22 protein-coding genes are annotated in these 21,442 nt (G+C 71.5%); 12 read left to right on the top strand and 10 right to left on the bottom strand.

Going from position 1 to position 21,442, the window contains the following annotated elements; genetic code table 11:
* The first annotated feature begins 229 nt into the window (after window positions 1-229).
* From cynS to KUV85_RS13070, 4 genes are all read left to right on the top strand, one after another.
* Window positions 230-679: a cyanase gene (gene cynS / locus KUV85_RS13085; protein WP_219960338.1), complete on the top strand. Its 450-nt coding sequence runs from the start codon at window positions 230-232 to the stop codon at window positions 677-679.
* A 34-nt stretch (window positions 680-713) separates the two neighbouring features.
* Entirely contained in the window at window positions 714-1,553 is an 840-nt protein-coding gene (locus KUV85_RS13080; protein ID WP_219960337.1) for an SDR family oxidoreductase, read from the top strand.
* 71 nt (window positions 1,554-1,624) lie between these two features.
* On the top strand, window positions 1,625-1,897 hold the full coding sequence (locus tag KUV85_RS13075; protein WP_219960336.1) for a hypothetical protein: 273 nt from the start codon (window positions 1,625-1,627) through the stop codon (window positions 1,895-1,897).
* A gap of 73 nt (window positions 1,898-1,970) precedes the next feature.
* Window positions 1,971-3,239, top strand: coding sequence for an Nramp family divalent metal transporter (locus KUV85_RS13070; RefSeq protein ID WP_219960335.1), 1,269 nt, complete (start codon window positions 1,971-1,973; stop codon window positions 3,237-3,239).
* A gap of 62 nt (window positions 3,240-3,301) precedes the next feature.
* Here KUV85_RS13070 and KUV85_RS13065 read toward each other — a convergent pair whose 3' ends face one another.
* The 3 genes from KUV85_RS13065 to KUV85_RS13055 form a co-directional block, all read right to left on the bottom strand.
* Window positions 3,302-4,183: an FHA domain-containing protein gene (locus KUV85_RS13065; protein WP_219960334.1), complete on the bottom strand. Its 882-nt coding sequence runs from the start codon at window positions 4,181-4,183 to the stop codon at window positions 3,302-3,304.
* Window positions 4,184-4,197: 14 nt separating this feature from the next.
* On the bottom strand, window positions 4,198-4,428 hold the full coding sequence (locus tag KUV85_RS13060) for a hypothetical protein (protein ID WP_219960333.1): 231 nt from the start codon (window positions 4,426-4,428) through the stop codon (window positions 4,198-4,200).
* Window positions 4,429-4,646: 218 nt separating this feature from the next.
* The gene (locus KUV85_RS13055; RefSeq protein WP_219960332.1) at window positions 4,647-5,531 is read right to left on the bottom strand and encodes a cobalamin-binding protein; all 885 of its coding nucleotides are present in this window, start codon (window positions 5,529-5,531) and stop codon (window positions 4,647-4,649) included.
* Window positions 5,532-5,703: 172 nt separating this feature from the next.
* On the opposite strand from KUV85_RS13055, the gene KUV85_RS13050 reads away from it, so the two are divergent.
* Window positions 5,704-7,146 carry a PepSY-associated TM helix domain-containing protein gene (locus KUV85_RS13050; RefSeq protein WP_219960331.1) on the top strand — a complete coding sequence of 481 codons (1,443 nt, stop codon included), beginning with the start codon at window positions 5,704-5,706 and terminating at the stop codon, window positions 7,144-7,146.
* 41 nt (window positions 7,147-7,187) lie between these two features.
* Window positions 7,188-7,997, top strand: coding sequence for a siderophore-interacting protein (locus KUV85_RS13045; RefSeq protein WP_219960330.1), 810 nt, complete (start codon window positions 7,188-7,190; stop codon window positions 7,995-7,997).
* Here the strand turns inward: KUV85_RS13045 and KUV85_RS13040 are convergent.
* Complete coding sequence (locus tag KUV85_RS13040; protein WP_219960329.1) at window positions 7,994-9,346, bottom strand: flavin monoamine oxidase family protein; 1,353 nt, start codon at window positions 9,344-9,346, stop codon at window positions 7,994-7,996. The two genes, KUV85_RS13045 and KUV85_RS13040, sit on opposite strands and share 4 nt — an antisense overlap.
* A gap of 112 nt (window positions 9,347-9,458) precedes the next feature.
* On the opposite strand from KUV85_RS13040, the gene KUV85_RS13035 reads away from it, so the two are divergent.
* Complete coding sequence (locus tag KUV85_RS13035; protein ID WP_219960328.1) at window positions 9,459-10,058, top strand: TetR/AcrR family transcriptional regulator; 600 nt, start codon at window positions 9,459-9,461, stop codon at window positions 10,056-10,058.
* Window positions 10,059-10,073: 15 nt separating this feature from the next.
* On the opposite strand, the gene KUV85_RS13030 is transcribed toward KUV85_RS13035, so the two are convergent.
* Genes KUV85_RS13030 through KUV85_RS13020 form a run of 3 tightly spaced genes read right to left on the bottom strand, consistent with a single transcriptional unit; the run spans window position 10,074 to window position 12,278 of the window.
* Window positions 10,074-10,745 (bottom strand): potassium channel family protein, encoded by a 672-nt coding sequence (locus KUV85_RS13030; protein WP_219960327.1) that lies wholly within the window; start codon window positions 10,743-10,745, stop codon window positions 10,074-10,076.
* On the bottom strand, window positions 10,738-12,111 hold the full coding sequence (locus KUV85_RS13025; RefSeq protein WP_219960326.1) for a TrkH family potassium uptake protein: 1,374 nt from the start codon (window positions 12,109-12,111) through the stop codon (window positions 10,738-10,740). The genes KUV85_RS13030 and KUV85_RS13025 overlap by 8 nt, the downstream gene beginning before the upstream one ends.
* A complete protein-coding gene (locus KUV85_RS13020) occupies window positions 12,108-12,278 on the bottom strand; it encodes a hypothetical protein (RefSeq protein ID WP_219960325.1) in 171 nt (56 codons plus the stop codon). The genes KUV85_RS13025 and KUV85_RS13020 overlap by 4 nt, the downstream gene beginning before the upstream one ends.
* A 113-nt stretch (window positions 12,279-12,391) precedes the next feature.
* On the opposite strand from KUV85_RS13020, the gene KUV85_RS13015 reads away from it, so the two are divergent.
* From KUV85_RS13015 to KUV85_RS13005, 3 genes are read left to right on the top strand one after another with little or no spacing between them, the layout of a single operon-like run.
* A complete protein-coding gene (locus tag KUV85_RS13015) occupies window positions 12,392-13,468 on the top strand; it encodes a sensor histidine kinase (RefSeq protein WP_219960324.1) in 1,077 nt (358 codons plus the stop codon).
* On the top strand, window positions 13,465-14,148 hold the full coding sequence (locus KUV85_RS13010; RefSeq protein ID WP_337926629.1) for a response regulator: 684 nt from the start codon (window positions 13,465-13,467) through the stop codon (window positions 14,146-14,148). The genes KUV85_RS13015 and KUV85_RS13010 overlap by 4 nt, the downstream gene beginning before the upstream one ends.
* Before the next feature lie 31 nt (window positions 14,149-14,179).
* Window positions 14,180-15,142 (top strand): hypothetical protein, encoded by a 963-nt coding sequence (locus tag KUV85_RS13005; RefSeq protein ID WP_219960323.1) that lies wholly within the window; start codon window positions 14,180-14,182, stop codon window positions 15,140-15,142.
* Window positions 15,143-15,715: 573 nt separating this feature from the next.
* Here KUV85_RS13005 and KUV85_RS13000 read toward each other — a convergent pair.
* The gene (locus tag KUV85_RS13000) at window positions 15,716-16,045 is read right to left on the bottom strand and encodes a TraR/DksA family transcriptional regulator (RefSeq protein ID WP_219960322.1); all 330 of its coding nucleotides are present in this window, start codon (window positions 16,043-16,045) and stop codon (window positions 15,716-15,718) included.
* 121 nt (window positions 16,046-16,166) lie between these two features.
* On the opposite strand from KUV85_RS13000, the gene arfB reads away from it, so the two are divergent.
* Window positions 16,167-16,568: an alternative ribosome rescue aminoacyl-tRNA hydrolase ArfB gene (gene arfB, locus KUV85_RS12995; RefSeq protein ID WP_219960321.1), complete on the top strand. Its 402-nt coding sequence runs from the start codon at window positions 16,167-16,169 to the stop codon at window positions 16,566-16,568.
* Between the two features lie 363 nt (window positions 16,569-16,931).
* Complete coding sequence (locus tag KUV85_RS12990) at window positions 16,932-18,347, top strand: DUF2971 domain-containing protein (protein WP_219960320.1); 1,416 nt, start codon at window positions 16,932-16,934, stop codon at window positions 18,345-18,347.
* Between the two features lie 70 nt (window positions 18,348-18,417).
* Here the strand turns inward: KUV85_RS12990 and KUV85_RS12985 are convergent, their stop codons facing one another.
* Together KUV85_RS12985 and KUV85_RS12980 are read right to left on the bottom strand one after the other, a co-directional pair.
* On the bottom strand, window positions 18,418-19,779 hold the full coding sequence (locus KUV85_RS12985) for a short-chain fatty acid transporter (protein ID WP_219960319.1): 1,362 nt from the start codon (window positions 19,777-19,779) through the stop codon (window positions 18,418-18,420).
* 44 nt (window positions 19,780-19,823) lie between these two features.
* Window positions 19,824-21,386 (bottom strand): class I adenylate-forming enzyme family protein, encoded by a 1,563-nt coding sequence (locus KUV85_RS12980; protein ID WP_219960318.1) that lies wholly within the window; start codon window positions 21,384-21,386, stop codon window positions 19,824-19,826.
* Window positions 21,387-21,442 lie beyond the last annotated feature (56 nt).

Below are 21,442 nucleotides of genomic sequence, written 5' to 3'. Positions count from 1 at the left end.
TCGTTGCGGGCGCTCGGTACGACGACCCATCCTCCGCGCCGGGTGTTGCCCCGTGGTGACGCCGAGAGGTCGAGCTGCATCACGTTGTCCTCACCGCCTCACGGGGTCCGGGCGCACCGGATCACGACGGTGTTTCCGCGGCTGGGACGGCGTGAAGAGTGCGTGACAACTGCCCGCGGAGCCTCCTCGGGGGCGGCGCCCGGCCGCCGATCGGGGCATCGTGCGGGCCATGGAACCCATCATGGATCGACAGCAGGCGACCGAGCTCGTGCGCAGTGCCCGGATCCGCACCGACACCTCCTGGACGACGTTGGCCGAGAAGGTCGGCGAACCCGTCGTGTGGACGACCGCTGCGCTGCTGGGCCAGCACCCGATGAGTGCCGCGCAGGCCGCGGCCGCGTGCGAGCTGCTCGGGCTCGACGAGGACGTCGCCGAGTCGCTGCAGACCCAGCCGACCCGGGGCATCGACCCGGCCGCGCTGCAGGACCCGACGATCTACCGCTTCCAGGAGGCGCTGATGGTCTACGGCCCGGCGCTGAAGGAGCTGCTCCACGAGGAGTTCGGCGACGGCATCATGAGTGCGATCAACTTCAACGTCTCCTTCGGCCGGCGTGCCCACCCCGACGGGGACCGGGTGGTGGTCACCTTCGACGGCAAGTTCCTCGACTACCGCTGGTGAGGTGCGCCGTCGCGGCCCCCGTAGCGTGGGTGGCATGACGGTGGTGATGGCCGGATGCGGCGACCTCGGCACGGAGACCGCGCTGCGGTTCGCGGCGACCGGACGGACCGTGGTCGGGATGCGGCGTACGCCGGCGCACCTGCCCGAGCCGATCCTCGGGCAGGCGGTCGACCTGGCCCGCGAACGGCCGTCGTTCCCCGCCGACACCGAGATCGTGGTCGTCGCGACCAGCGCCGACGAGCGCACCGAGGCCGGCTACCGCCGCGCGTACGTCGACGCCGTCGACCACGTGCTGGACGCGGTCGAGCAGGCCGGGGCGGATCCGCGGATCCTGCTGGTCTCCTCGACCTCGGTGTACGACGCCTCCGACGGCCGCTGGGTCGACGAGGACACCGTGGTCAGCCCGCCGACGGACACGGCGCGGGTGGTGCTGGAGGCCGAGGAGCGGTTCCTGGCCCGCGCGGGTCGTGGCACGGTGCTGCGGCTGGGCGGCCTCTACGGCCCGGGGCGTGACCGGTTGATCTCGCAGGTCCGCGATGGCCGCGCCACGGTCGGTCCCACGCCACAGTGGACCAACCGCATCCACCGCGACGATGCCGCGGCGGCGCTGGTGCACCTCGCGACGCAGGTCGAGGCCCCGGGGCCCCGCTACCTCGGTGTCGACGACGAGCCGGCCGAACGCCGTGCGGTGATGGAGTTCCTCGCCGCCGAGCTCGGGGTGCCCGGCCCGGTCGAGGTCGACGAACCGGCCCGCAGCGCCGGCAAGCGCTGCCGCAACGACCGCCTGCGCGACACCGGATTCACCTTCGCCCACCCGACCTTCCGGGAGGGCTACCGCGCGGTGCTCGGTGGCGCGGGAAGTCGCCACCGTTGATTCGGCGAATCCGCGGACGGTCGCGCCGTCGGGGGTGTTGAATCCCACCACATGACTCGGGGAGGCAACTGATGGGGAGGGTCATCTCCTGTCCGGCGCACGAGCTGCGGCGGCAACGGCGTGAGTGGGCGCTGCGCCATGCCCACGTGCTCGGCTCCGTCGCCGTGCTCTTCGTCGCTGCAGGCGCGGTGCTCACGGTCGGCCTGATGCCGGTCGTGCCGCACCCGCTCGTCTTCTACGTCCTCGGTGCGCTGCACCTGGGGTTGGTCGGTGCGTGGTGGTACCTGGTGAACGCCTGGTTCCTCGCCCATCAGCGGGAGGCCGTGCGGCACCTGATGGGCTGATCCACATCGCCGTGCGACGATGATCGGCGGGCCGCGGCCCAGCAGATCCCACCCCGACTCGGCGAGGTGTCCCGTGACCGACCGTTCCTCCACGCCCACCGACCAGGTCAGCACCAAACGCTGGACCCCCATCGGCCCCGGGCTGATCGTCGCCGCGACCGGTGTCGGTGCCGCCGACCTGGTGGCCACCGTGATCGCCGGCCAGAAGTTCGGCTACGCCCTGCTGTGGGCGGTGGTCATCGGCTGCATCCTCAAGATCGTGCTGGTCGAGGGCGCGGGCCGCTTCACGCTCGCCACCGGCCGCACCATCTACGAGGGCTGGGCGAGCCTGGGCCGCTGGACCTCCTGGTACTTCGGCCCCTACATCGTCGTGTGGGGCATCGTGTACGGCGCCGCCGCGATGGCCGGCACCGGCCTGCCGCTGGCCTCCCTCTTCCCCGCCCTCTCGGTCACGACCTGGGGGATCCTGTCGGCGCTGATCGGCGCCGCCGTGGTGTGGGTCGGCCACTACAAGCTTCTCGAGCGGGTCTGCGCCGTCCTGGTCGGCATCATGTTCGTCACCGTCGTGCTCGCCGCCGCGCTGACCACCCCGAACCTGCCCGACCTGGTCGCGGGCCTCGTGCCGCGCATCCCCGACGGCGGCCTGGTCAACGTGCTCTCGGTCGCCGGCGGCGTCGGCGGCACCATCACGCTCGCGGCGTACGGCTACTGGGTCCGGGAGAAGGGCTGGCACCGGCCCGAGCACATGCGGCTGATGCGCCTGGACAACATCGTCGCCTACACCGTCACCGGCATCTTCGTCATCGCCACCCTCATCGTCGGCGCCGAGCTGCTCTACTCCGCGGGCATCGCGGTGGAGACCGGCGACGAGGGACTGCTCGACCTCTCCGAGGTGCTGCAGGCCCGCTACGGCACGTGGGCCGGCACGGTCTTCCTCGTCGGCTTCTGGTCGGCAGCGATGTCCTCGCTGATCGGCGTGTGGAACGGCGTCTCGATGATGTTCGCCGACTTCGTCGGCCAGGCGCGGGGCTTCGACCACGACCACCCGCAGACCCGCATCGGCGGTCCTTGGTACAAGGCCTACATCCTGTGGCTGACCTTCCCGCCGATCGTGCTCCTGCTGCTCGGCCGGCCGGTCTGGCTGATCCTGGCCTACGGCGTGCTCGGCGCGCTCTTCATGCCGTTCCTCGCCATCACGCTGCTGTGGCTGCTCAACACGGCACGTACGCCGGCCGGCTGGCGCAACCGGATCTCCTCCAACGTCGCCATGGGCCTGTGCGCGGTGCTCTTCGCCTGGCTCGCGTGGCAGCAGCTGAGCGACGCCGTCGCCGGCGTCCTCTGACCCCGCCTCAAGGGGGATTGGCGGAGCCAGAGGACGGATCTGTGGGCCGGCTGCTCGGCCGGTCAGCGGGCGGGGTCGGTCCCGCCGGTCGACTCCCAGTTGCTCGGCGGCGGCTGGGGACGCTGGTAGCCGATCTCGCCACCGAGGCGGCCGCCGTAGGGGCGCCCGTGGTCGGCGTACTCGTCGCGCATGTAGGTCAGCAGCCACTCCCCGACCTGCACGCGGGCACCGGACCGGAGCATCTGCTGGTCCACCGCCCGGCCGTGCACGAAGACACCACCGTCGCGGGAGTGGATGACGAGCTCGTCGCGCTCGTCGTGCACGACCACGGCGTGCTCGCCGGCGACGCCCGCGAGGCGGATGTCGCTGGACTCGTCCGAGCCGATGGTGGTGGTGCCGTCGGCGAGGTCGAAGACGTCCCACTGCAGCGCCTGCCCGCTGTCGGCGCGACCGGTGAGGACCAGTCGGGGGTGGCCGCCGCGGTGCGGGTCGTGGGTGGTGGTGATGGGCCGCCGCGGACGCCGGAGGAAGGTCGGCGCCAGCGGGAGCAGTGTGCCGGGAGGCATGAGCCGTGCGTCGGGGAGCACCGACTCCTCGCGGCGCTGGAGGCGACGCCGCCCGGGCTCCCACAGGCCCCGCAGGCCCTGGACCCGGATGTGGCGCGACCGGGTGAGCCGACGCTGCCACCACCGCGTCTTCACGTCGCCGAGCGTGACCAGCTCCTGCTGCTCGTCCACGACGCGGAGGCGGAGGCCCTGGGCTGCCAGGGCGTCGGCGACCGCGCGGATGGCGCCGGCGTCGCGGGTCCCGGCGAACGCGCCGGGATCGTCCACGGTGAGGAGGAGGTCGGGGCCGGACCCGTGCAGGTGGGCGTGGACCGGCTCCTTGCCCGGCCGGGCCACCTCCAGGTGCAGGTCAGCGGTGAAGCGCAGTGCCGTCGACACGGTGGTCGCCCTGATCAGCGCGACGCGTTGTCGTCGGTGGTGACCTGCAGTGTGCCGTTGAGCTTCCACACCGCACGGGGCGAGTCGCTGCCGGTGTCGCGCGGGACCTCGACCTCGAACTCCTCGAAGCGGTAGTTGATCGCCGCCTCACGCCCGGTGAGGAAGGACCACATGCGCTGCCCGAGCTCGGTCCAGTCCACCACCTCGCCGGTCGGCCCGTCCGGGCTGATGCCGTTCCTGCTCATGTCTGCCTCCTGAAACTTGAACAACAAATGTAGGTATTTGTTGAGGTTTCTACCGAGTGTGACGCGGCGCGGCGCTCCACACAAGGGCAGCGCGAGAAAAGGCTGGACGGGTCTCGACAGGCTCGACCAACGGCGGCGGCTCACCAACGGCGGCGGCTCGACCGACCGGGGTCTCGACAGGCTCGACCAACGACGGCGGCTCGGCCGACGAGCCGCAGTCAGGCGCGTACGTCGCGCGCGGCGGTGGGTGCCGGCGTTCCGCGGACCTCGGGGTGGCAGATCGCGGCGAGGGCCTCGACTCCGTCGACGACGCGGGGGCCCGGGCGGGCGAAGGAGGCGTTGGCGTCGACGGCCCAGACGGGGACGTCGGGGAAGTGCTCGAGCACCTGGCCGGCGAGGTCGGTGGCGGCCTCGAGGTCGTAGCCGCACGGCGCGCAGATCACGAGGTCGGGCTCGGTGGCGACGGCCTGTTCCCACGTGGTGCGGAAGGACTTCTCGCCCGCGGTGCCCAGCACCGGGTCCCCACCGGCGAGCGTGACCATCTCCGGGATCCAGTGGCCGGGCGCGAACGGCGGGTCGGTCCACTCCAGCACCAGCACCCGCGGACGTTCCCGGTCGGCGACGTCTGCGGCGACGGCGTCGAGGCGGCCGCGCAGGTCGGCGACCCACTGCTCGGCTTCCTCCTCGCGCTCGACCTGCTCGCCGAGCAGCAGCACGGAGTCGAGGATCTCGCTGATCGTGGCAGGGTCGACGGTGAGCACGTCGGCGCGGCAGCCGAGGAAGTCCAGCGCCTCGGTCACGTCGTCGGTGTCGAGGGCGCAGACCTCGCACAGGTCCTGGGTGACGACGAGGTCCGAGCCCAGTCCGGTCAAGGCGTCGGCGTCGAGGTGGTAGAGGTCCTCGCCCCGGGCGAGTGCCTCGGCGACGAAGGTGTCGATCTCGGCCGGCGAGAGCCCCTCCGGCATCGCCGAGGTGGACACGATCGGCCGGGTGCGGGCCTCGGGCGGGTGGTCGCACTCGAAGGTCACGCCGACCACGTCGTCGCCGGCGCCGAGCCCGAAGAGGATCTCGGTCGCCGAGGGCAGCAGGGACACCACGCGCATGCCCCGATCGTAGGTCCCCCGTCGGCACCACCTGTGTGGCGGATCGCTGTCACCCCGTGGCAGCAATCCTCCACACAGCGGGAACCAAACGGGCCCGAGCGCGGACCTTCTCCATGTGCGCGCGGCCACCCGTGGTCCGGTGCCGCGCCGGCGACCGACGAGGAAGGCTCCCATGACGAGCGTGCGACCCCTGCTCACCCGACTCCACTTCTACGCGGGCATCTTCGTGGCGCCGTTCATCATCGTCGCCGCGGCCAGTGGTCTGCTGTATGCGATCAGCCCCCCGCTAGAGCAGGTCGTGTACGCCGACGAGCTCACCACCGAGGCCCGCGGCGACACGCTGCCGCTGGACGAGCAGGTCGCCGCCGCGCAGGCCACGCAGCCGGACCTGTCCGTCCTCGCGGTGCGTCCCGCGCCGGAGGAGGGGCGGACGACGCAGGTGCTGTTCGACGACGGCCGCACCGAGGACTCGCGTCGGCTCGCCGTCTTCGTCGACCCCGTCGAGGGCGACGTCCACGGGGCACTCACCTCCTACGGCTCCAGCGGGTCGCTGCCCTTCCGGATCTGGATCGACGAGCTGCACCGCGGACTCCACCTGGGCGACCCGGGCCGGATCTACTCCGAGCTCGCGGCGTCGTGGCTGTGGGTGATCGCCTTGGCCGGCCTCGCCCTGTGGTGGAGCGGCCGACGCCGCGGACGCTCGCTGCGGCAGTGGGCCGCCGAGCGGCTCGACCCCCGCAGCGCGGCCGGCAGGAGTGCGCGGCGGCGTACGCTCACCTGGCACGGGGCGTTGGGCACCTGGCTGGTGCTGGGCATGCTGATGCTGTCGGCGACCGGCCTCACCTGGTCGCAGTACGCCGGCACGAACGTCAGCGAGCTGCGCACGGCGATGAGCTGGAACAGCCCGACGCCGGTGTCCGACCTCTCCGGCGACGACGGCGCCGCGGGCGCCCATGACGGTCACGCCGGCCACGGCGGCGGAGCGGGCACGCCGGGCGACCTCGCGTCGTACCCGACCACCTTCCAGGAGGTGCGGACCATCGCGGCCGCGCTCGAGGTGGACGCCGAGGTCGAGATCGTCGCGCCGGTCGGCGAGCACGGCGCCTGGGTGGTCACGGAGCTGGACAAGTCGTGGCCGACGCAGGCCGACGCGCTCTCGGTCGACCCGGCCACGGGCCAGGTGGTCGACGTGGTGCGCTTCGCCGACCACCCGTTCGTGGCCAAGCTGGCCCGCTGGGGCATCGACCTGCACATGGGGCTGCTGTTCGGCATCTGGAGCCAGGTCGGGCTGGCGCTGCTGGCGGCGGGCATCATCGCGATGACGGTGCTCGGCTACCGGATGTGGTGGCAGCGTCGCCCCACCCGCGATGCAGGCTTCCGCTTCGGCCGGCCGCCGCAGCGGGGAGCGTGGCGTGCGCTGCCGGCGCCGGCCGTCGCCGGCGTCGCCGTGGTCGCCGTCGGGCTGGGCTGGTTCCTGCCGGTGTGGGGCGTCAGCCTGGCGCTCTTCCTGGCCGTCGACCTGGCGCTGGGCGCCTGGCGCGGTCGCGGCGGCGGGTCCGCGCGGCCCGAGCAGGGGGCCACCGAGCCCGCCCTCGACCCGGTGGGGGAACACTGAGCCCAGGACGGCCGGACGGCCCCGAGCGCGGAAGGACGCAGATGTACGGAGAAGTGGTCAGGACCGAGCAGCTCACGCCCCAGCTGGTCCGGGTGGTGCTCGGCGGTCCCGGGCTGGACGGGTTCGCCGCGCCGGTCACGGCCGACGCCTACGTCAACTGCTCCTTCCTGCCGGCAGCGGCGGCGTACGACGTCCCGTTCGACGACGCGCAGGTGCGCGAGCTGCCGCGCGACCAGCGGCCCTTCCCGCGCCGGATCACGGTGCGGGGCTGGGACGCCGAGCGCGGTGAGCTGACGCTGGACATCGCCGCCCACGGCGACGTCGGGTACGCCGGCCGCTGGGCCCTGCACGCCGAGCCGGGTGACCGGCTGCAGTTCCGCGGCCCGGCCGACGGCTACCTGCCCGACCCGGACGCCGACGGCTACCTCTTCGTCGGCGACGAGAGCGCGCTCCCGGCGATCGCGGTGTGCGCGGAGTGGGCGCCCGCGGGCAAGCCGGTGACGGTGGTCGTCGAGGTGGAGGACGCCGCCGGCGAGGTCGAGCTGACCTCGCCCGGCGACCTGGCCGTCCACTGGGTCCACCGGGCCGACCGCGCGCACACCGACGAGGCGCTCGCCGACCTGCTGGCCGACACGGTCGCCGCCCTGCCGCGCCCCGACGGCGTGGTGAGCGCCTTCGTGCACGGTGAGGCCGCCGAGACCCGCGCCGTACGCCGCGTCCTGCTCCGCGAGCGGATCGTCGACCTCGACCACCTGTCCTGCTCGCCGTACTGGCGGCGCGGCCTGGACGACGAGCAGTGGCGGGCCATCAAGGGCGACTGGGTGCGCGAGGTCAACGCCGAGACCTTCTAGGCCACCTGGCCGGCCGCGAGGACCTCGCGTGCGGTCGCGCGGCCTGAACGGACCGCGCCCTCCATGTAGCCGACGAACTCGGTGGCGTACTCCGCGCCGGCCCAGTGGATCCGGCCCACCGGCTCGCGCAGCACGTCGCCGTAGCTGGTCCACACGCCCGGCCCGAAGTGCGCGCCGTAGCACCCGCGGGAGAACTCCTCGGCGGTCCAGTCCTTCTCGACGTACGCCGTCGGCTCGGCCGCCGCGTCGCCGACGTAGCGGGTGAAGCACTCCAGCACCGTGCGGCGTCGCTCGGCCTCGGGCAGCCGCTGCCAGCGCCGGCCGTCGCCGCCCTCGATGAAGCCGATGAGGATGCCGACCTCGCCGCCGGGGGGCGAGACGTCGAAGGTGACCTTGACCGGTCCGGTCTCGGAGATGGCCTGGCCGTTGAGCCCGGCCTCGCGCCAAAACGGGGTGGGGTAGGCGGCGAAGGCCTTGATCACGGTGCCGGCCGGGACGCGCTGCGTGAGCTGGTCGCGCCAGGCCGGGAGCACCGGGTCGTAGTCGAGGCGCCCGGCCAGCGTGGGCGGCACGGCGACGATGACGCGGTCCGCCTCGTGCACCTCGCCGTCACGGGTGGTCACCCGGACCCCGGTGTCGTCGTGGACGATGCCGGCGACCGGGCTGTCGAGACGCACGTCCAGGTCGGCGGCCATGCCTTCGGGGATGAGGACCGAGCCGCCGACGACGCGGTCCTGCTGGGCGCCCCGGTCGACGGAGACGAGGGTCTCCAGGTCGCCGTTGCCGGCGGTGTAGGTCAGCGCGTGGAGCAGGGAGATGTCGCTGGTGTCGGCGCTGAAGAGCGCCTCGGTCACGATGCGGAAGTAGGCGCGGCCGCTCGGGGTGCGCAGGTTGCGGCGTACCCAGGTCTCCATGGTCTGGCCGTCGAGTACGTCGGCGCGGCGGTGGGTCCAGGGCCGGACCGGGTCGACGCCGCGCACCAGGCGGTCGTAGCGCAGAAGTCCCTGGACCAGGTCGGCGAGCGCGAACGGGTTGAGCCGGGGTGTCGCGCCCTTGTGGCTCGGCAGCCGGACCTGCTTGCCGTGGAGCTGGAGCAGCAGCTCGCCGTCGTCGTTGAAGGTGCGGAAGGTGCGCAGGCCGAGCTCGTCGACCAGCCCGTACATGGCCGCATGGCCCTCCCCGATCCAGGTGCCGCCCAGCTCGATCGGGTGCCCGGCGATCTGGCCGCCCTCCATCCGCCCGCCGACGCGGTCGCGGGCCTCGAGGACGGTGACCTCGCCGCCCTGGTGCTGCAGTTCCCGCGCCGCGGCGAGGCCGGCCATCCCGGCGCCGATCACGATCGTCCTCATCACCATCACGCTCCAATTCAGTCAGTTGACTGACTGAGACGGTAGACCGCTCCTCCCGCCGTGGCAAGGGGATGTGCCAGACTTTCGGTCATCTGACCGAAATGGGGGACGCATGCCCTACGTCGAGGCCGCCGTACGCCGCGAGCAGTTCGTGGCCGCGGCGCGCACCGCCCTGGCCCGCGACGGTGTCGCCGGTACGTCGCTGCGCGCGGTCGCCGCCGAGGCCGGCGTACCCCTGGGGACGCTGCAGTACGTCTTCCCCTCCAAGGCGCAGCTGCTCGCCGCCGTCATCGAGGACCTCGGCGACGAGATCGCCGCGGTCCTGCGGGAGTCGGCGACGACCACCGGCGGGCTCGCCCACGCGCTGCGCGAGGGACTGATGAGCTTCTGGTCCCGCCTGGTGGGGGAGCACTGGGGACTGCAGCTGATGCAGTACGAGCTGACCAGCTATGCGCTGCGCAGCGACGGCCAGCAACAGCTGGCCCGGCGGCAGTACGAGCGCTACACCTCCGTCGTGACCGCCTGGTGCGAGGAGGCGACCGCCACTGCCGGCGAGACTCCGGCCGTGCCGTGCGACCAGCTCGCCCGGCTGGTCGTGGCCGGCGTCGACGGGCTGATCCTGCAGCACGTCACCTCGCCCGACGCCGCCCGTTCGCAGCAGGACCTCGCGGCGCTGGTGACGATGGTCGTGGCCCTGGCCGACGTCCGGTGACCGCTCGCCGACCGCTCAGTCGAGGGCGCTGAAGGCCTCCACCCGGTCGCGGGTGCCCGAGACGATGAAGACGTCACCGGGACGTACGACGGTCTCCGCGGTCGCGTAGGTGAAGTCCTCGCCGCGCCGCTTGATCGCGACGACGGTGATGTCGTGCTTGCGGCGGGCCTCGCTGTCGCCGAGCGAGAGCTCCCACATCCAGCGCGGCGCGTTGGTCTTGGCCATCGCGTAGCCGTCGTCGAACTCGATGTAGTCCAGCATCCGCCCCCGGATGAGGTGGGCGACGCGCTTGCCCATGTCGTGCTCGGGGCGGACGACGTGGTGGGCGCCGACCTTGCCGAGGATGCGGGCATGGGAGTGGCTGATCGCCTTGGCCCAGATGTCGCCGATGCCGGCGTCGACGAGCACCGAGGTGGTGAGGATGCTGGCCTCGATGTCGGTGCCGATGCCGACGACGACCTTGCGGAAGTCGCTGATGCCGAGCTGGTGCAGCGCCTCGTCCTGGGTGCTGTCGGCGCACACGACGTGGGTGAGCCGCCCGGAGAGGGCCTGGACGACGGCGGGGTCGGCGTCGACGCCGAGCACCTCGGCGCCCTCGCCCATGAGTTCCAGCGCGAGCGACTTGCCGAACCGGCCGAGTCCGATGACGGCGACGCTGCGGGTGAGTCGGTCGTGCCTGCTAGCCAATGATCGGCCTCTCCTCGGGGTGTTGGTAGAGCGTGCGGCGCTCGCGGATGGCGAGCGCGGTGACGAGCGTGATCGGGCCGAGCCGGCCCAGGAACATCAGCGCCACGAGCAGCAGGTCGCCGGCCGCAGGCAGTTCGGAGGTGATGCCGGTCGACAGCCCGACGGTGCCGAAGGCCGAGGTCACCTCGAAGAGCACCTCGGTCAGGGTGTGCTCGGTCAGCGAGGTCAACGCCAGCGTGGCGGTGACGATCGCGCCGACGGCGAGCAGCGCGACGGTGAGCGCCTGCCGCTGCACCCGGTGGTCGACGCGGCGGCGGAAGGCCTGCACCTGGTCCTCGCCACGCACCTCGGCGAGGATCACGAAGAGCAGCACGACGAACGTCGTCACCTTGATCCCGCCCGCGGTGCCGGCCGAGCCGCCGCCGATGAACATCAGGATCGTCGTACCGAACAGCGTGCCGTCCTGCATGTGGGCGACGTCGAGGGAGTTGAAGCCCGCGGTGCGCGGCATGATCGCGTGGAACCAGCCGGTCAGCAGTCGCCCGCGCGGCTCGAGCGCGCCCATGGTGGCGGGGTTGCGCCACTCGCTGGCGGTGATGAAGGCGAACGCCGCCACCAGCAGTACGCCGGTCACGGTGAGCGTCAGCTTGGTGTGCAGGCTCCAGCGGCGCGGCTCGCGCAGGTGGCGCCGCAGCTCCAGCAGCACCGGGAACCCGAGCCCGCCGACGATGACGGCCAGCCCGATCGGCACGCAGATCCACGGGTCGGTCGCGAACCCCATGAGGCTGTCGCTGAAGAGCGCGAACCCGGCGTTGTTGAAGGCCGACACGGCGTGGAAGAGGCCGAGGTACGCCGCCCGGCCGAGCGGCTCGTCGTACCCCACGGCGAAGCGGGCGGTCAGCACGACGGCGGTGGCGGTCTCGACCAGGACGCTCACCTTGAGCACGCCGAGCAGCAGGCCGCGCAGCTCGCCGATGCCGAGGCTCTTGGTCTCGGTGGCGGCCGACAGCTTCGAGCGCAGCCCGAGGCGGCGGGCGACGACGAGGCCGAGCAGCGAGGCGAGCGTCATGATGCCGAAGCCGCCGACCTGGATCAGCGCGAGGATGACGACCTCGCCGAAGGTGGACCAGTAGGTCGGGGTGTCGACGACGATGAGGCCGGTGACGCAGACCGCGCTGGTGGCGGTGAAGAGTGCGTCGGCCGGGGGTGCGGCGCCGTCGCCGGAGCGGGCGATCGGCAGCGAGAGCAGCAGGGTGCCGACTGCGATCACGGCGGCGAAGGCCGTCACCACGACCTGCGAGGGGTGGTGGAAGAGGCGACGTCGGCCGCGGGCGCGCAGCCCGCGCCGGTTGAGGGTCGTGCTCACTGGATCAGCCACTGGCCGCCGAGGAGGAGCGCGACCCCGGCCGCGATGGTCGCCAGCGTCTGCCAGCCCAGCGCCCGGGTGGTGCCGACCTCGCGGACGACGCCGACCAGCACCAGGCAGATCCCGGCGGCGAGCAGCACGGCGCCGATGACCGGGGTGGGGTCCATGCCTCCATCGTTGTGGCCTGCCCGGGGCGGCGGTAGTGGTGCGGGCGTGAAGGATGCGTCAAGAAACCGTCAGTGCGCCGTCAACGCGCGCGGCGCCGTGGGATCGTGAGCGCATGGTGGAGGTGATCCCCGAGCGCCGGCGGCGTACGGCGTGGCTGCTGGTGGTCGGTGGCCTCCCGCTGGGGACGGTGGCGCTGCTGCCGGTCCGGGACAGCTCCGCGCTGGAGGTGGTGCTGCTGCTCTACCTGCTCGCGGTGGTCGTCGTCGCCGTGGTCGGTGGGCTGGGGCCGGGCGTGGTGGGGGCGCTGGTGTCCTTCCTGCTGGCGAACTTCCTGCTCACCGAGCCCTACTACACGCTCCAGGTGGAGGTCTTCGAGCGACTGGTGGAGCTGTCGGTCTTCGTGGTGGTGGCGGTGCTGGTGAGCGCGGCGGTGGAGATCGGTGCGCGGCACCGGGTCGCCGCCGAGGCCAACCGCGACGAGGCCGACGCGCAGGCCGCGCGGGCGCGCGAGCTGGCCGAGACCGACCGGGTGCGGGCGGCGATCCTGGCCGCGGTCAGCCACGACCTGCGGACGCCGCTGGCCGGCATCAAGGCCGCCGTGTCCAGCCTGCGCCAGCCCGACGTCACCTGGCCAGAGGCCGAGCGGGCCGAGCTGCTCGGCACCATCGACGACTCCACCGACCGGCTCGACGAGGTGGTCACCAACCTGTTGGCCATGTCGCGCATCCGGGCCGGCGCGGTGTCGTTGCGCCCGGAGTCGGTGGTGCTGGACGAGGTGGTGGGCCGCGCGCTGCTCAGCCTCGGCCCGGCCGCCGCACCGGTCGAGGTCGCGGTGCCCGAGGACCTGCCCACCGTCACCGCCGACCCGGACCTGCTCGAGCGCGTCGTGGCGAACCTGGTGATGAACGCCGTCCGCGCCGACCCGCAGGGGCCGCGCATCACGGCGTACGCCGAGGGCGAGGGGCGTGTGCTGCTGGCCGTGGTGGACCGGGGTGCCGGCGTACCCGAGGAGCAGTGGGAGGCGATGTTCCAGCCATTCCACCGGCTGGACGAGCGCGACGCCGGCGCCGGGAGCGGGCTGGGGTTGGCGATCGTGGCGGGCTTCTGCGAGGTGATGGCGATCCCGGTGACGCCGTCGACGACGCCGGGCGGCGGGCTGACGATGACGCTCACGCTGCAGGCCGGGTGAGCCGGGTGCCCCGACTGCTGGTCGTCGAGGACGACACCGAGCTGGCGCGGACGCTGCGGATCAGCCTCTCGGCGCGGCAGTACGACGTCGAGGTGGCCGGCACCGGGGCGGAGGCGATCGCGATCGCCGAACGCCGGCCGGTGGATCTCGTGGTGCTCGACCTGGGGCTGCCGGACATGGACGGCGGCGCGGTGATCGACCGGCTGCGGCTCTCCAGCGGGGTGCCGATCGTGGTGCTGTCGGCGCGCGACGGGCAGGACGACAAGGTGACGGCGCTGGACTCGGGGGCCGATGACTACCTGACCAAGCCGTTCGGGATGGACGAGCTGTTGGCGCGGCTCCGGGCCGCGCTGCGGCGGGGTGCGCCGCCGGACGTGCCGAGCGTGGTGGAGACCGAGAGCTTCCGGCTGGACCTGGCGGCGAAGACCGCGCGGGGGCCGCGTGGCGAGGTGCGGCTGACGCCGACCGAGTGGCACCTGGTGGAGGTGCTGGTGCGCACGCCGGGCACGCTGGTGACGCAGCGGGACCTGCTGGCCGAGGTGTGGGGGCCGGTCTACCAACGGGAGACGAACTACCTCCGGGTCTACCTCGCGCAGCTGCGTCGCAAGCTGGAGGCGGACCCGTCGCGGCCGCGGCACCTGATCACCGAGCCGGGGCTGGGTTATCGCTTCGATCCGTGACGCGGGGGGCGCACGTGGCAGAATCCGGCCCGTGAGAAGTCGGCTCCTGCGCTCCACGGTGCTGGCTGTCGTGCTGCTCGGACTGGCGGCCTGCAGCGAGCAGGCCGAGCCGTTCTACGCGCCGAGCGGTGACGAGCCGCCGGTGCTGACGGCGTACGACCCGGCGCTGGAGCCGTCGGCGGCGGTGCTGCCGTTGGTGCCGCTGGACGCGCGGCGCCTCGAGGTCACCGACTTCGACCAGCTGCGGCTGACGCTGGGCTTCGGTGAGCTGGACGGGTCCTCGCCGCAGGGCGACCGGGACCGGTTCTGGCGGCGGCTGCCGCGGACGGCGGCGTTGACCGAGGGGCTGTTGCGGCCCTTCGAGGACCGGCTGCGGGAGAACTTCTCCCTCGGACAGGACGACGTGGCGTGGGAGGCGTCGTACTCCGACGGCGCGCAGGGCTGGGTGCTGGCCTTCCACGGCGACCTGCCGAGTGCACGGATCCGGCGCGCGATCCAGGCCGGCGTGGGGCCGCTGCAGGGTGCGACGCTCGATGCGAAGCACAACCTGGTGACCTCCGGTGAGGTGCCCGACGCGGAGTCGTCGTGGGGCAGCGACTCGGCGGCGGTGCTGCTGGGTGGCCGGGAGGCCAACGCGAGCTACCTCGAGCGGGGCTGCGTGCCGCTGGAGGACCTCTACGGCGACGACATCGTCGACCGGCTCGAGGGCAAGGCCGAGCGCGACGTCGCGAGCCTGGACGAGCTGGACCACTACGCCGTCCACCTGGGCCGCGAGCTGGCCACGGTCCGCCTCGGCGACGAGCGCGAGGACGCCTTCACCCGCCTGCGCCTCGCCTCCCACCTGCCGCAGCTGGACCCCGAGTTCGGCCGCGTCTTCGACGGCGGCGTCGCCAGCCCGTTGGACGGCGAGCTCGGCTACCGCATGACCCGCCCCGCCCGCGCCGCCTCCTGGGTCGAGGACCGCACCCTCCCCTTCGCCGCCTGCGAAACCTGACCCCCGCTGGTCGAGCCCGTCGAGACCCGACTGGCCTTGTTGGTCGAGGTGCGAGGAGCGCCAGCGACGAGCCTCGAGACCCTCGTTGGTCGAGCCTGTCGAGACCGTGCCCGCTCCGTTGGTCGAGCCTGTCGAGACCTCAGAGCACATACGTGTCGTCCGGTGTCACCGAGTGACACCAAATGACACAACAGACCCCACGCCGTACGCCGCCGCCGTCCCTCAGCGCCGGCGCATACGAAGACCGCGTGGTGGGTACTGCCGACCAGACCGGAACCACACCCCACCCCCAAGGCGGTCCCCATGCGCATCCTGCACTCGATCCTCGGCCTGCTCCAGGGCATCGTGACCCTGCCCATCCGCATCGTCCGCGCGATCCTCCCCGGCGGCGGCCCCAAGCCCCGACCCTGACCGCGGGCCGAGCTTCTCCGCGTTGGTCGGTCCCGCCGCGTCGCTCAAGCCCACGCGTTGGTCGCCCTGTCCCCGTTGGTCGACCCGTCCCGTTGGTCGAGCCTGTCGAGACCCCTTGCTTGTCGAGACCACCCAACGGGACGCGCCCAACCAGCGACCGTCTCAGCACGAGACACACGTCCGCGCCACCGGCCGGGCCTCGAGCCGAGCGGCGGGGATCGTGCGCCCACACCGCTCGCAGACGCCGTACGTCCCCGCATCGACCCGCGCGACCGCAGCGTCGAGCTCGTCGAGGTGCCGTCGGGTCTGCTCGATGACGGTGGCGACCTGGGAGCGTTCGAACGCGATGGTGGCGCCTTCGGGGTCGTGCTCGTCGTCGGCGTTGTCGTCGCGACTGGCGTCGACGATGTTGCGGTAGTCGCCGGTCAGTTCGGCCAACCGCGCCTGCACGCGCTCGCGTTCGGCGAGCAGCAGCTGACGGGTCGAGTCCACCGCACCAGTCTCCGCCCGGCGGCCCGCCCGGCGCGACCTGCCACGGGCATCATGGGCGGGTGACCACTGACGATCCCGCCACGCTGCCGGACCGGGCAGCGCGATCGGTCGGGTGTGCGTCGTGGTGATCGAGGTACGTGGCCACGTGATCCCCGATGCGGACCTCACGTGGCGCTTCTCGCGCTCGTCCGGGCCGGGCGGGCAGCACGTGAACACCACCGACACGAAGGTGCAGCTGGTCTTCGACCTGGCCGGCTCCGAGGCGTTCCCCGACGACCTGAAGCATCGCCTGGTCGCCCGGCTCGGCGCCGAGGTCACGGCGGTCGCGGCTGACCATCGCTCCCAGCACCGCAACCGTCGCCTCGCCGAGGAGCGCCTGGCGGAGCAGCTCGAACGAGCCTTGCGCCCACGCGCCCGCCGCCGCGTCCCCACCAAGCCGTCGAAGGCATCCCAACGCCGCCGGGTCACCAACAAGAAGAAGCGCGGCGAGACCAAGCAGTTGCGCCGCCGACCGAGTCTGTGACCTGCCGCAGGTTCACGCTCGCATCGCCATGTGGTCGCCGACAATCGCCGCGAGTGTCCTGTTGCGGACCGCTCTCGGTGCGAGCGCCCCCGGCTGTGCGCTCAGGGTGACAGCCGACCGTTGCGATGGCTTGGATGCGAATCCTGCAATCGACCGACGTGGACCGCCTACACCGCGCAATGCGCTGGCTCGGGGGATCGACCTTCTTCCTCGTACTCACATCAAGCGTCGACCATGCCCGCTTCGACGCGCCACTTCGAGGCGCTGGTGGGTTCCACGCGCGAGGATCGACTAGGCCAGATTGTCCGCGTGCCTCCAGCTCCACTCGGGCTCGTTCACTAGCCCGGCTGGTTGCATGGACTCATGCCGACCGACTACACCGCGTACCTCGAAGAGGAACTGCGCAACGCCCCGAAGAAAAGAACGGACGACCTGTACCACTACACATCCTCAGACGCGGCCATCCTTGGCATCTTGGCTACCCGGACCATCCGCCTGTCGCCATTCCACGGAACGAACGACCTGTGGGAATCGAGACCGCTATACCCAAGCCTGCAGGGTGAATCCGGACTCAGTTCGGAGGCGACGATGGAGTTGTGGCGGGAGATCGATCGCCACATCCGCATGCACTCCAAGGTCGCTTGCTTCACAAATGACTGGGACCTTCCGGAGGCAGTGTCCGATAGGAACGCGCTTCGTGGGTGGTCCCACCTCTCGCTCTGGGCCCACTACGGCCAACGTCATGCGGGACTGTGTCTGCGGTTCGATCGTCAGAAACTGTTGTCGGCGTTCGAAGCGGCGAAGTGTTCCGCCGTCCACCAGTTCAGCGGCGACGTCCGGTACCGCACGGTCAGTCTTGGCTCTGGCCCTGAGGCCATCAACTTGCGTCAAATACAGGAGTTTGGCGCAGACGCTGCTGCTCTTCGCTACTCCGAGACTCACCAGCAAGATTTGTTCTTCAGCAAACACATTGACTGGTCCAACGAGTCGGAGTTTCGTCTTGTTCGCACTGACCTTTCGCTCTCGCCGTTCAATCTCGATATAACTGACGCACTCAACGGCGTGTTTCTGGGAGATGAGTTCCCACAGGAGCGCATTGCCGCCTTGCAGGCAGTCTTGTGGCCACTTGGATCAGTTCCCACCTTCCAGCTTCGCTTCCACAACAGACATCTTGTGAGCTTCCCGGTCGACCTTGGGAACACGTCAATTGCAGACGTTGCAACGGAACCAGTCTCGAGTTTCGGTGCGCTACGCAAGGGCACGCTAGCCGCGCGACTCGAGGAGCTGAGGTCGGCGGAGCGCGAAGCCGATGCTTCATTAGCAGTCGCGCGTGAGGCCGCGCAGTCCGTAGCAGCGGTGCTAGCGGACGGCGTGGATACGGTCGCGGCCGTGCTGGCGGATTGGCCAGCAGCCCTCGTCCAGGTCCACTCGAGCATCACCGCAGTTCCGGAGGGGCAACGCCGCCGTGCGCCGGGTGCTGCAAGAGAAACAGTGGCGTTTGAGACGGGCCGCATGGTTGTAGCTGAGCACCAACCCCAGTACAGCGTCACGTTTGTCGCCGCCGTCGCGCTTCAGGTCTTGGGCGAACGAATCAGGATACATGCGATGATCTCGGTCGAGACCTGGTCGGACGCAGGCAACATGAAGGAGGAGCTCTGGCGCGAAGTTGAAGAGACTGATGTTGCAACCGCGCCCGCTCGCACGAAGCTCTTGCTGGATCGACTACGCGAGGCGTTGTCAGGTTCTCGTGAGGCATTTGATCGCGAGAGGGGAGTTTGACCTGTCGGCACTCCTACGCCCGACCTCTTCATCAGAGTTGACCGCCGCAGCGCAATCTGTCGACCCGGAGTCAGCCAGCCCCGAGAACCAGCAACGTCCCGGCGAAGACGACACCCGACAGGATCAGCGTGACGAACGTATAGCCGAGGATGTCGCGGACACGTAGCCCGGCGACGGCGAGGAGCGGGACGGCCCAGAAGGGCTGGATCATGTTGGTCCACTGGTCGCCGTACGCGATGGCCATGATGACGACCGACTGGTCGACGCCCTGGGAGTCGGCGGCACCGGCGAAGAGCGGCGCCATCAGCGCGAACTGGCCGCCACCGGAGGGGACGAACATGTTGAGCAGTCCCGCGGAGAGGAAGGCCAACAGGCCCAGCGTGCCGGGGCTGGAGATGTCGATGAAGAACTCACTGATGATCTCCACCAGGCCGGTGGCGCCCATCATGCCGATGATGCCGGCGTAGAGCGGGTACTGCAGGAGCACCTCACCGACCGTGCGGCCACCGCGCGCGATCAGCTCGGCCAGCTCCTTGGCGTTGCCCACCAGCAGCAGGATCAGCGCGAGGAAGGTCCAGTTGACCAGGTCCAGGTTGAGCGTGAAGCCGTTGTTGTAGAAGAACAGCACCAGGTAGAGCGACATGAAGACGCCCGCGATCAGCGTGACGCCGCGGAAGGTGTCGACGCGGTCCGCCGGAGTCTTCTCCACCTCGTGGTCGGTTGCCGCCGGCACGTCGGCCTCGGCCTTCTCGTCGTACACCGCGTCCGGGGCGGCGACGACCTCCTCATCCCGCGAGGGCGCCAGCGCCATCATCGCGACGGTGACCACGGCCAGGGTGACGATGGTGGCGATGATGTTCCACGAGGAGAACGTCGTCTCCGCGACGGGCACGATGCCGCCCGGCAGGTCGGTGTAGGCACCACCGTCGGTGGCGGCGTTCAGCGGACCCGAGCCCGAGTAGCCCATGTGCCACACCACGAAGCCCGAGTAGCCCGCCGCCACCAGCAGCGGATAGTGCAGCGGCCGGCCGCGGTCGCGGAACACCCGCGACACCTCCACGGCCATGACACCCGCCACGATCAGCCCCAGGCCGAAGCTGATCAGCGACGCGATGCCGCCCACCAGCGCCAGGAAGCCGTACGCCTGCCGCGGGCTCCGCGGCAGCGACGCCACCTTGATCAGCAGCCGGTGCACCGGCCGCACGTTCGCCAGCGAGTAGCCCAGCAGCAGCACCAGCGCCACCTGAGTCATGAACGCCAGCAGCCCGGTCAGGCCATCACCCCACGCCAGCACCACCTCATCGGCAGAGGCGTCGGTCATGGTCAGCGCCATCACCGCCACCACGGCGGTCAGCACGACCGCCAGCGCCAGCGGGCCAGGGATCCACCGCTCGACGAAGCGGCTCAACGGGCGGGACAACGTGGACAGCATTGGGATTCCTCTCGAGAAGTGTCGCGGCGTACGGCGTCGCGACGTCAGGACTCGCGCAGTGCGCGGCGTTGGATCTTGCCGGTGGCCGTGGTCGGCAACGCGTCGGTGAGCACCACCCGACGCGGCACCTTGTACGCCGCCAGCCGTTCACGGGCGAAGGCCACCAGTTCCTCGGCCGTCGCGGTCCCCCCGGAGTCGAGCACGACGTGCGCCACCACGGCCTCGCCGCGGTAGTCGTCCGGCTCCCCGACGACCGCCGCCTGGTGCACGTCGTCGTGCCGCGTCAGCACGTCCTCCACCTCACGCGGCCACACCTTGTAGCCGGAGGTGTTGATCTGGTCCTTGAGCCGGTCGACGATGTAGACCCAGCCGTCCTCGTCGACCATCGCGCCGTCACCGGACCGCAGCCGACCGCCCGGCATCGTCTCCGCCGTGGCCGCCTCGTTCTGCCAGTAGCCCGGCACGATGCAGGCGCCGGTGATCTCCAGCTCGCCGTGCTCGCGCGGCCCCAGCGGCTCGCCCGTCGGGTCCAGCACGCGCACCTCGACACCCGGGTAGGGCTTGCCGATCGCCAGCGACCCCGTCTCCGGGTCCACCGGCGCCTGCTCTCCCAACGGCACCGCGATGCACGCCGAGGTCGTCTCGGTCATGCCGAAGATGTTGTGGATGTAGGGCCCGAACGACTCCGCGAACCGCGCCACCGTCGCCGGCGGCACCGGCGCACCGCCCGACCACAGGTGCTTCACCGTCGCGAACGTGTCGCGGTCGACGCCCTCGGCCTGCGAGAGCCCGTGGTAGACCGTGATCGACCCGGTCGTCGTCGTCACCCCGTGCCGGGTGCAGGCCTCGGCGATCTTGTCCGGGCTCGTCCGCCCGACCAGTACGACGGCCGAGCCCGCCAGCAGCGGCGCCGCGGACGTGATCACCGCACCGGTGATGTGGAAGACCGGCGCCACGCACAGCACCCGGTCCTCGCCGCTCAGCCCCATCTGCTCGCGTACGCCGGCCGCCACCGCGAGCACGTTGCCGTGGGTGTTCATCGCGCCCTTGGGCGGACCCGTCGTGCCGGAGGTGTAGGTCAGCAGCGCCACCGTGTCGGTGTCGGAGTCGACCGGCGTCGGCGCCTGGTCGGCGTGGCGGTCGAGCACGTCGGCCAGCGCGGTCACGTCCGCCGGGACCGGCGGCTGGTCGTCGGTGCCGGTGTCGGTCGTGGCCCACACCGTCGCCACCTCGGTGCCGGTCGCGGCCTCGGCGAGCGTCGCGCACAGTGAGGAGTCGGTCACCACCAGCCGGGCACCCGAGTCGCGCAGCAGGTGGCGCAGCTCCTCGCCGGCGTACATCGGGTTGAGCAGGGCGACCGTCGCGCCGCGGCGCCAGGCGGCCAGCAGCGTGGTGAGTGCGTCGGGGACGTTCTGCAGCAGCAGGCCCACCCGGTCGCCCGGCGCGATGCCGGCGTCCTCGAGACCGGCCGCCATCGCGTCCACGCGGGCGTCCAGGTCGGCGGCTGACCAGGCGAGATCGCCGTGCAGCACGGCGGCGTCCTGCGGCGCCGCGGCGACACGGGCGCGCCACGCCGCGTCGAGACTCGCCACCTGCGAGGACTGCATCTCCCTGGGCCTCCCTGACCGTTCCGTGGACCGAGCGAGCGCTCGGTCGGACTGTG

This window comes from Nocardioides panacisoli, from assembly GCF_019448235.1.
GTDB lineage: Bacteria > Actinomycetota > Actinomycetes > Propionibacteriales > Nocardioidaceae > Nocardioides > Nocardioides panacisoli_A.
Note: the sequence above shows the minus strand (reverse complement) of the source record. Positions and strands in the feature narration are given on the sequence as shown.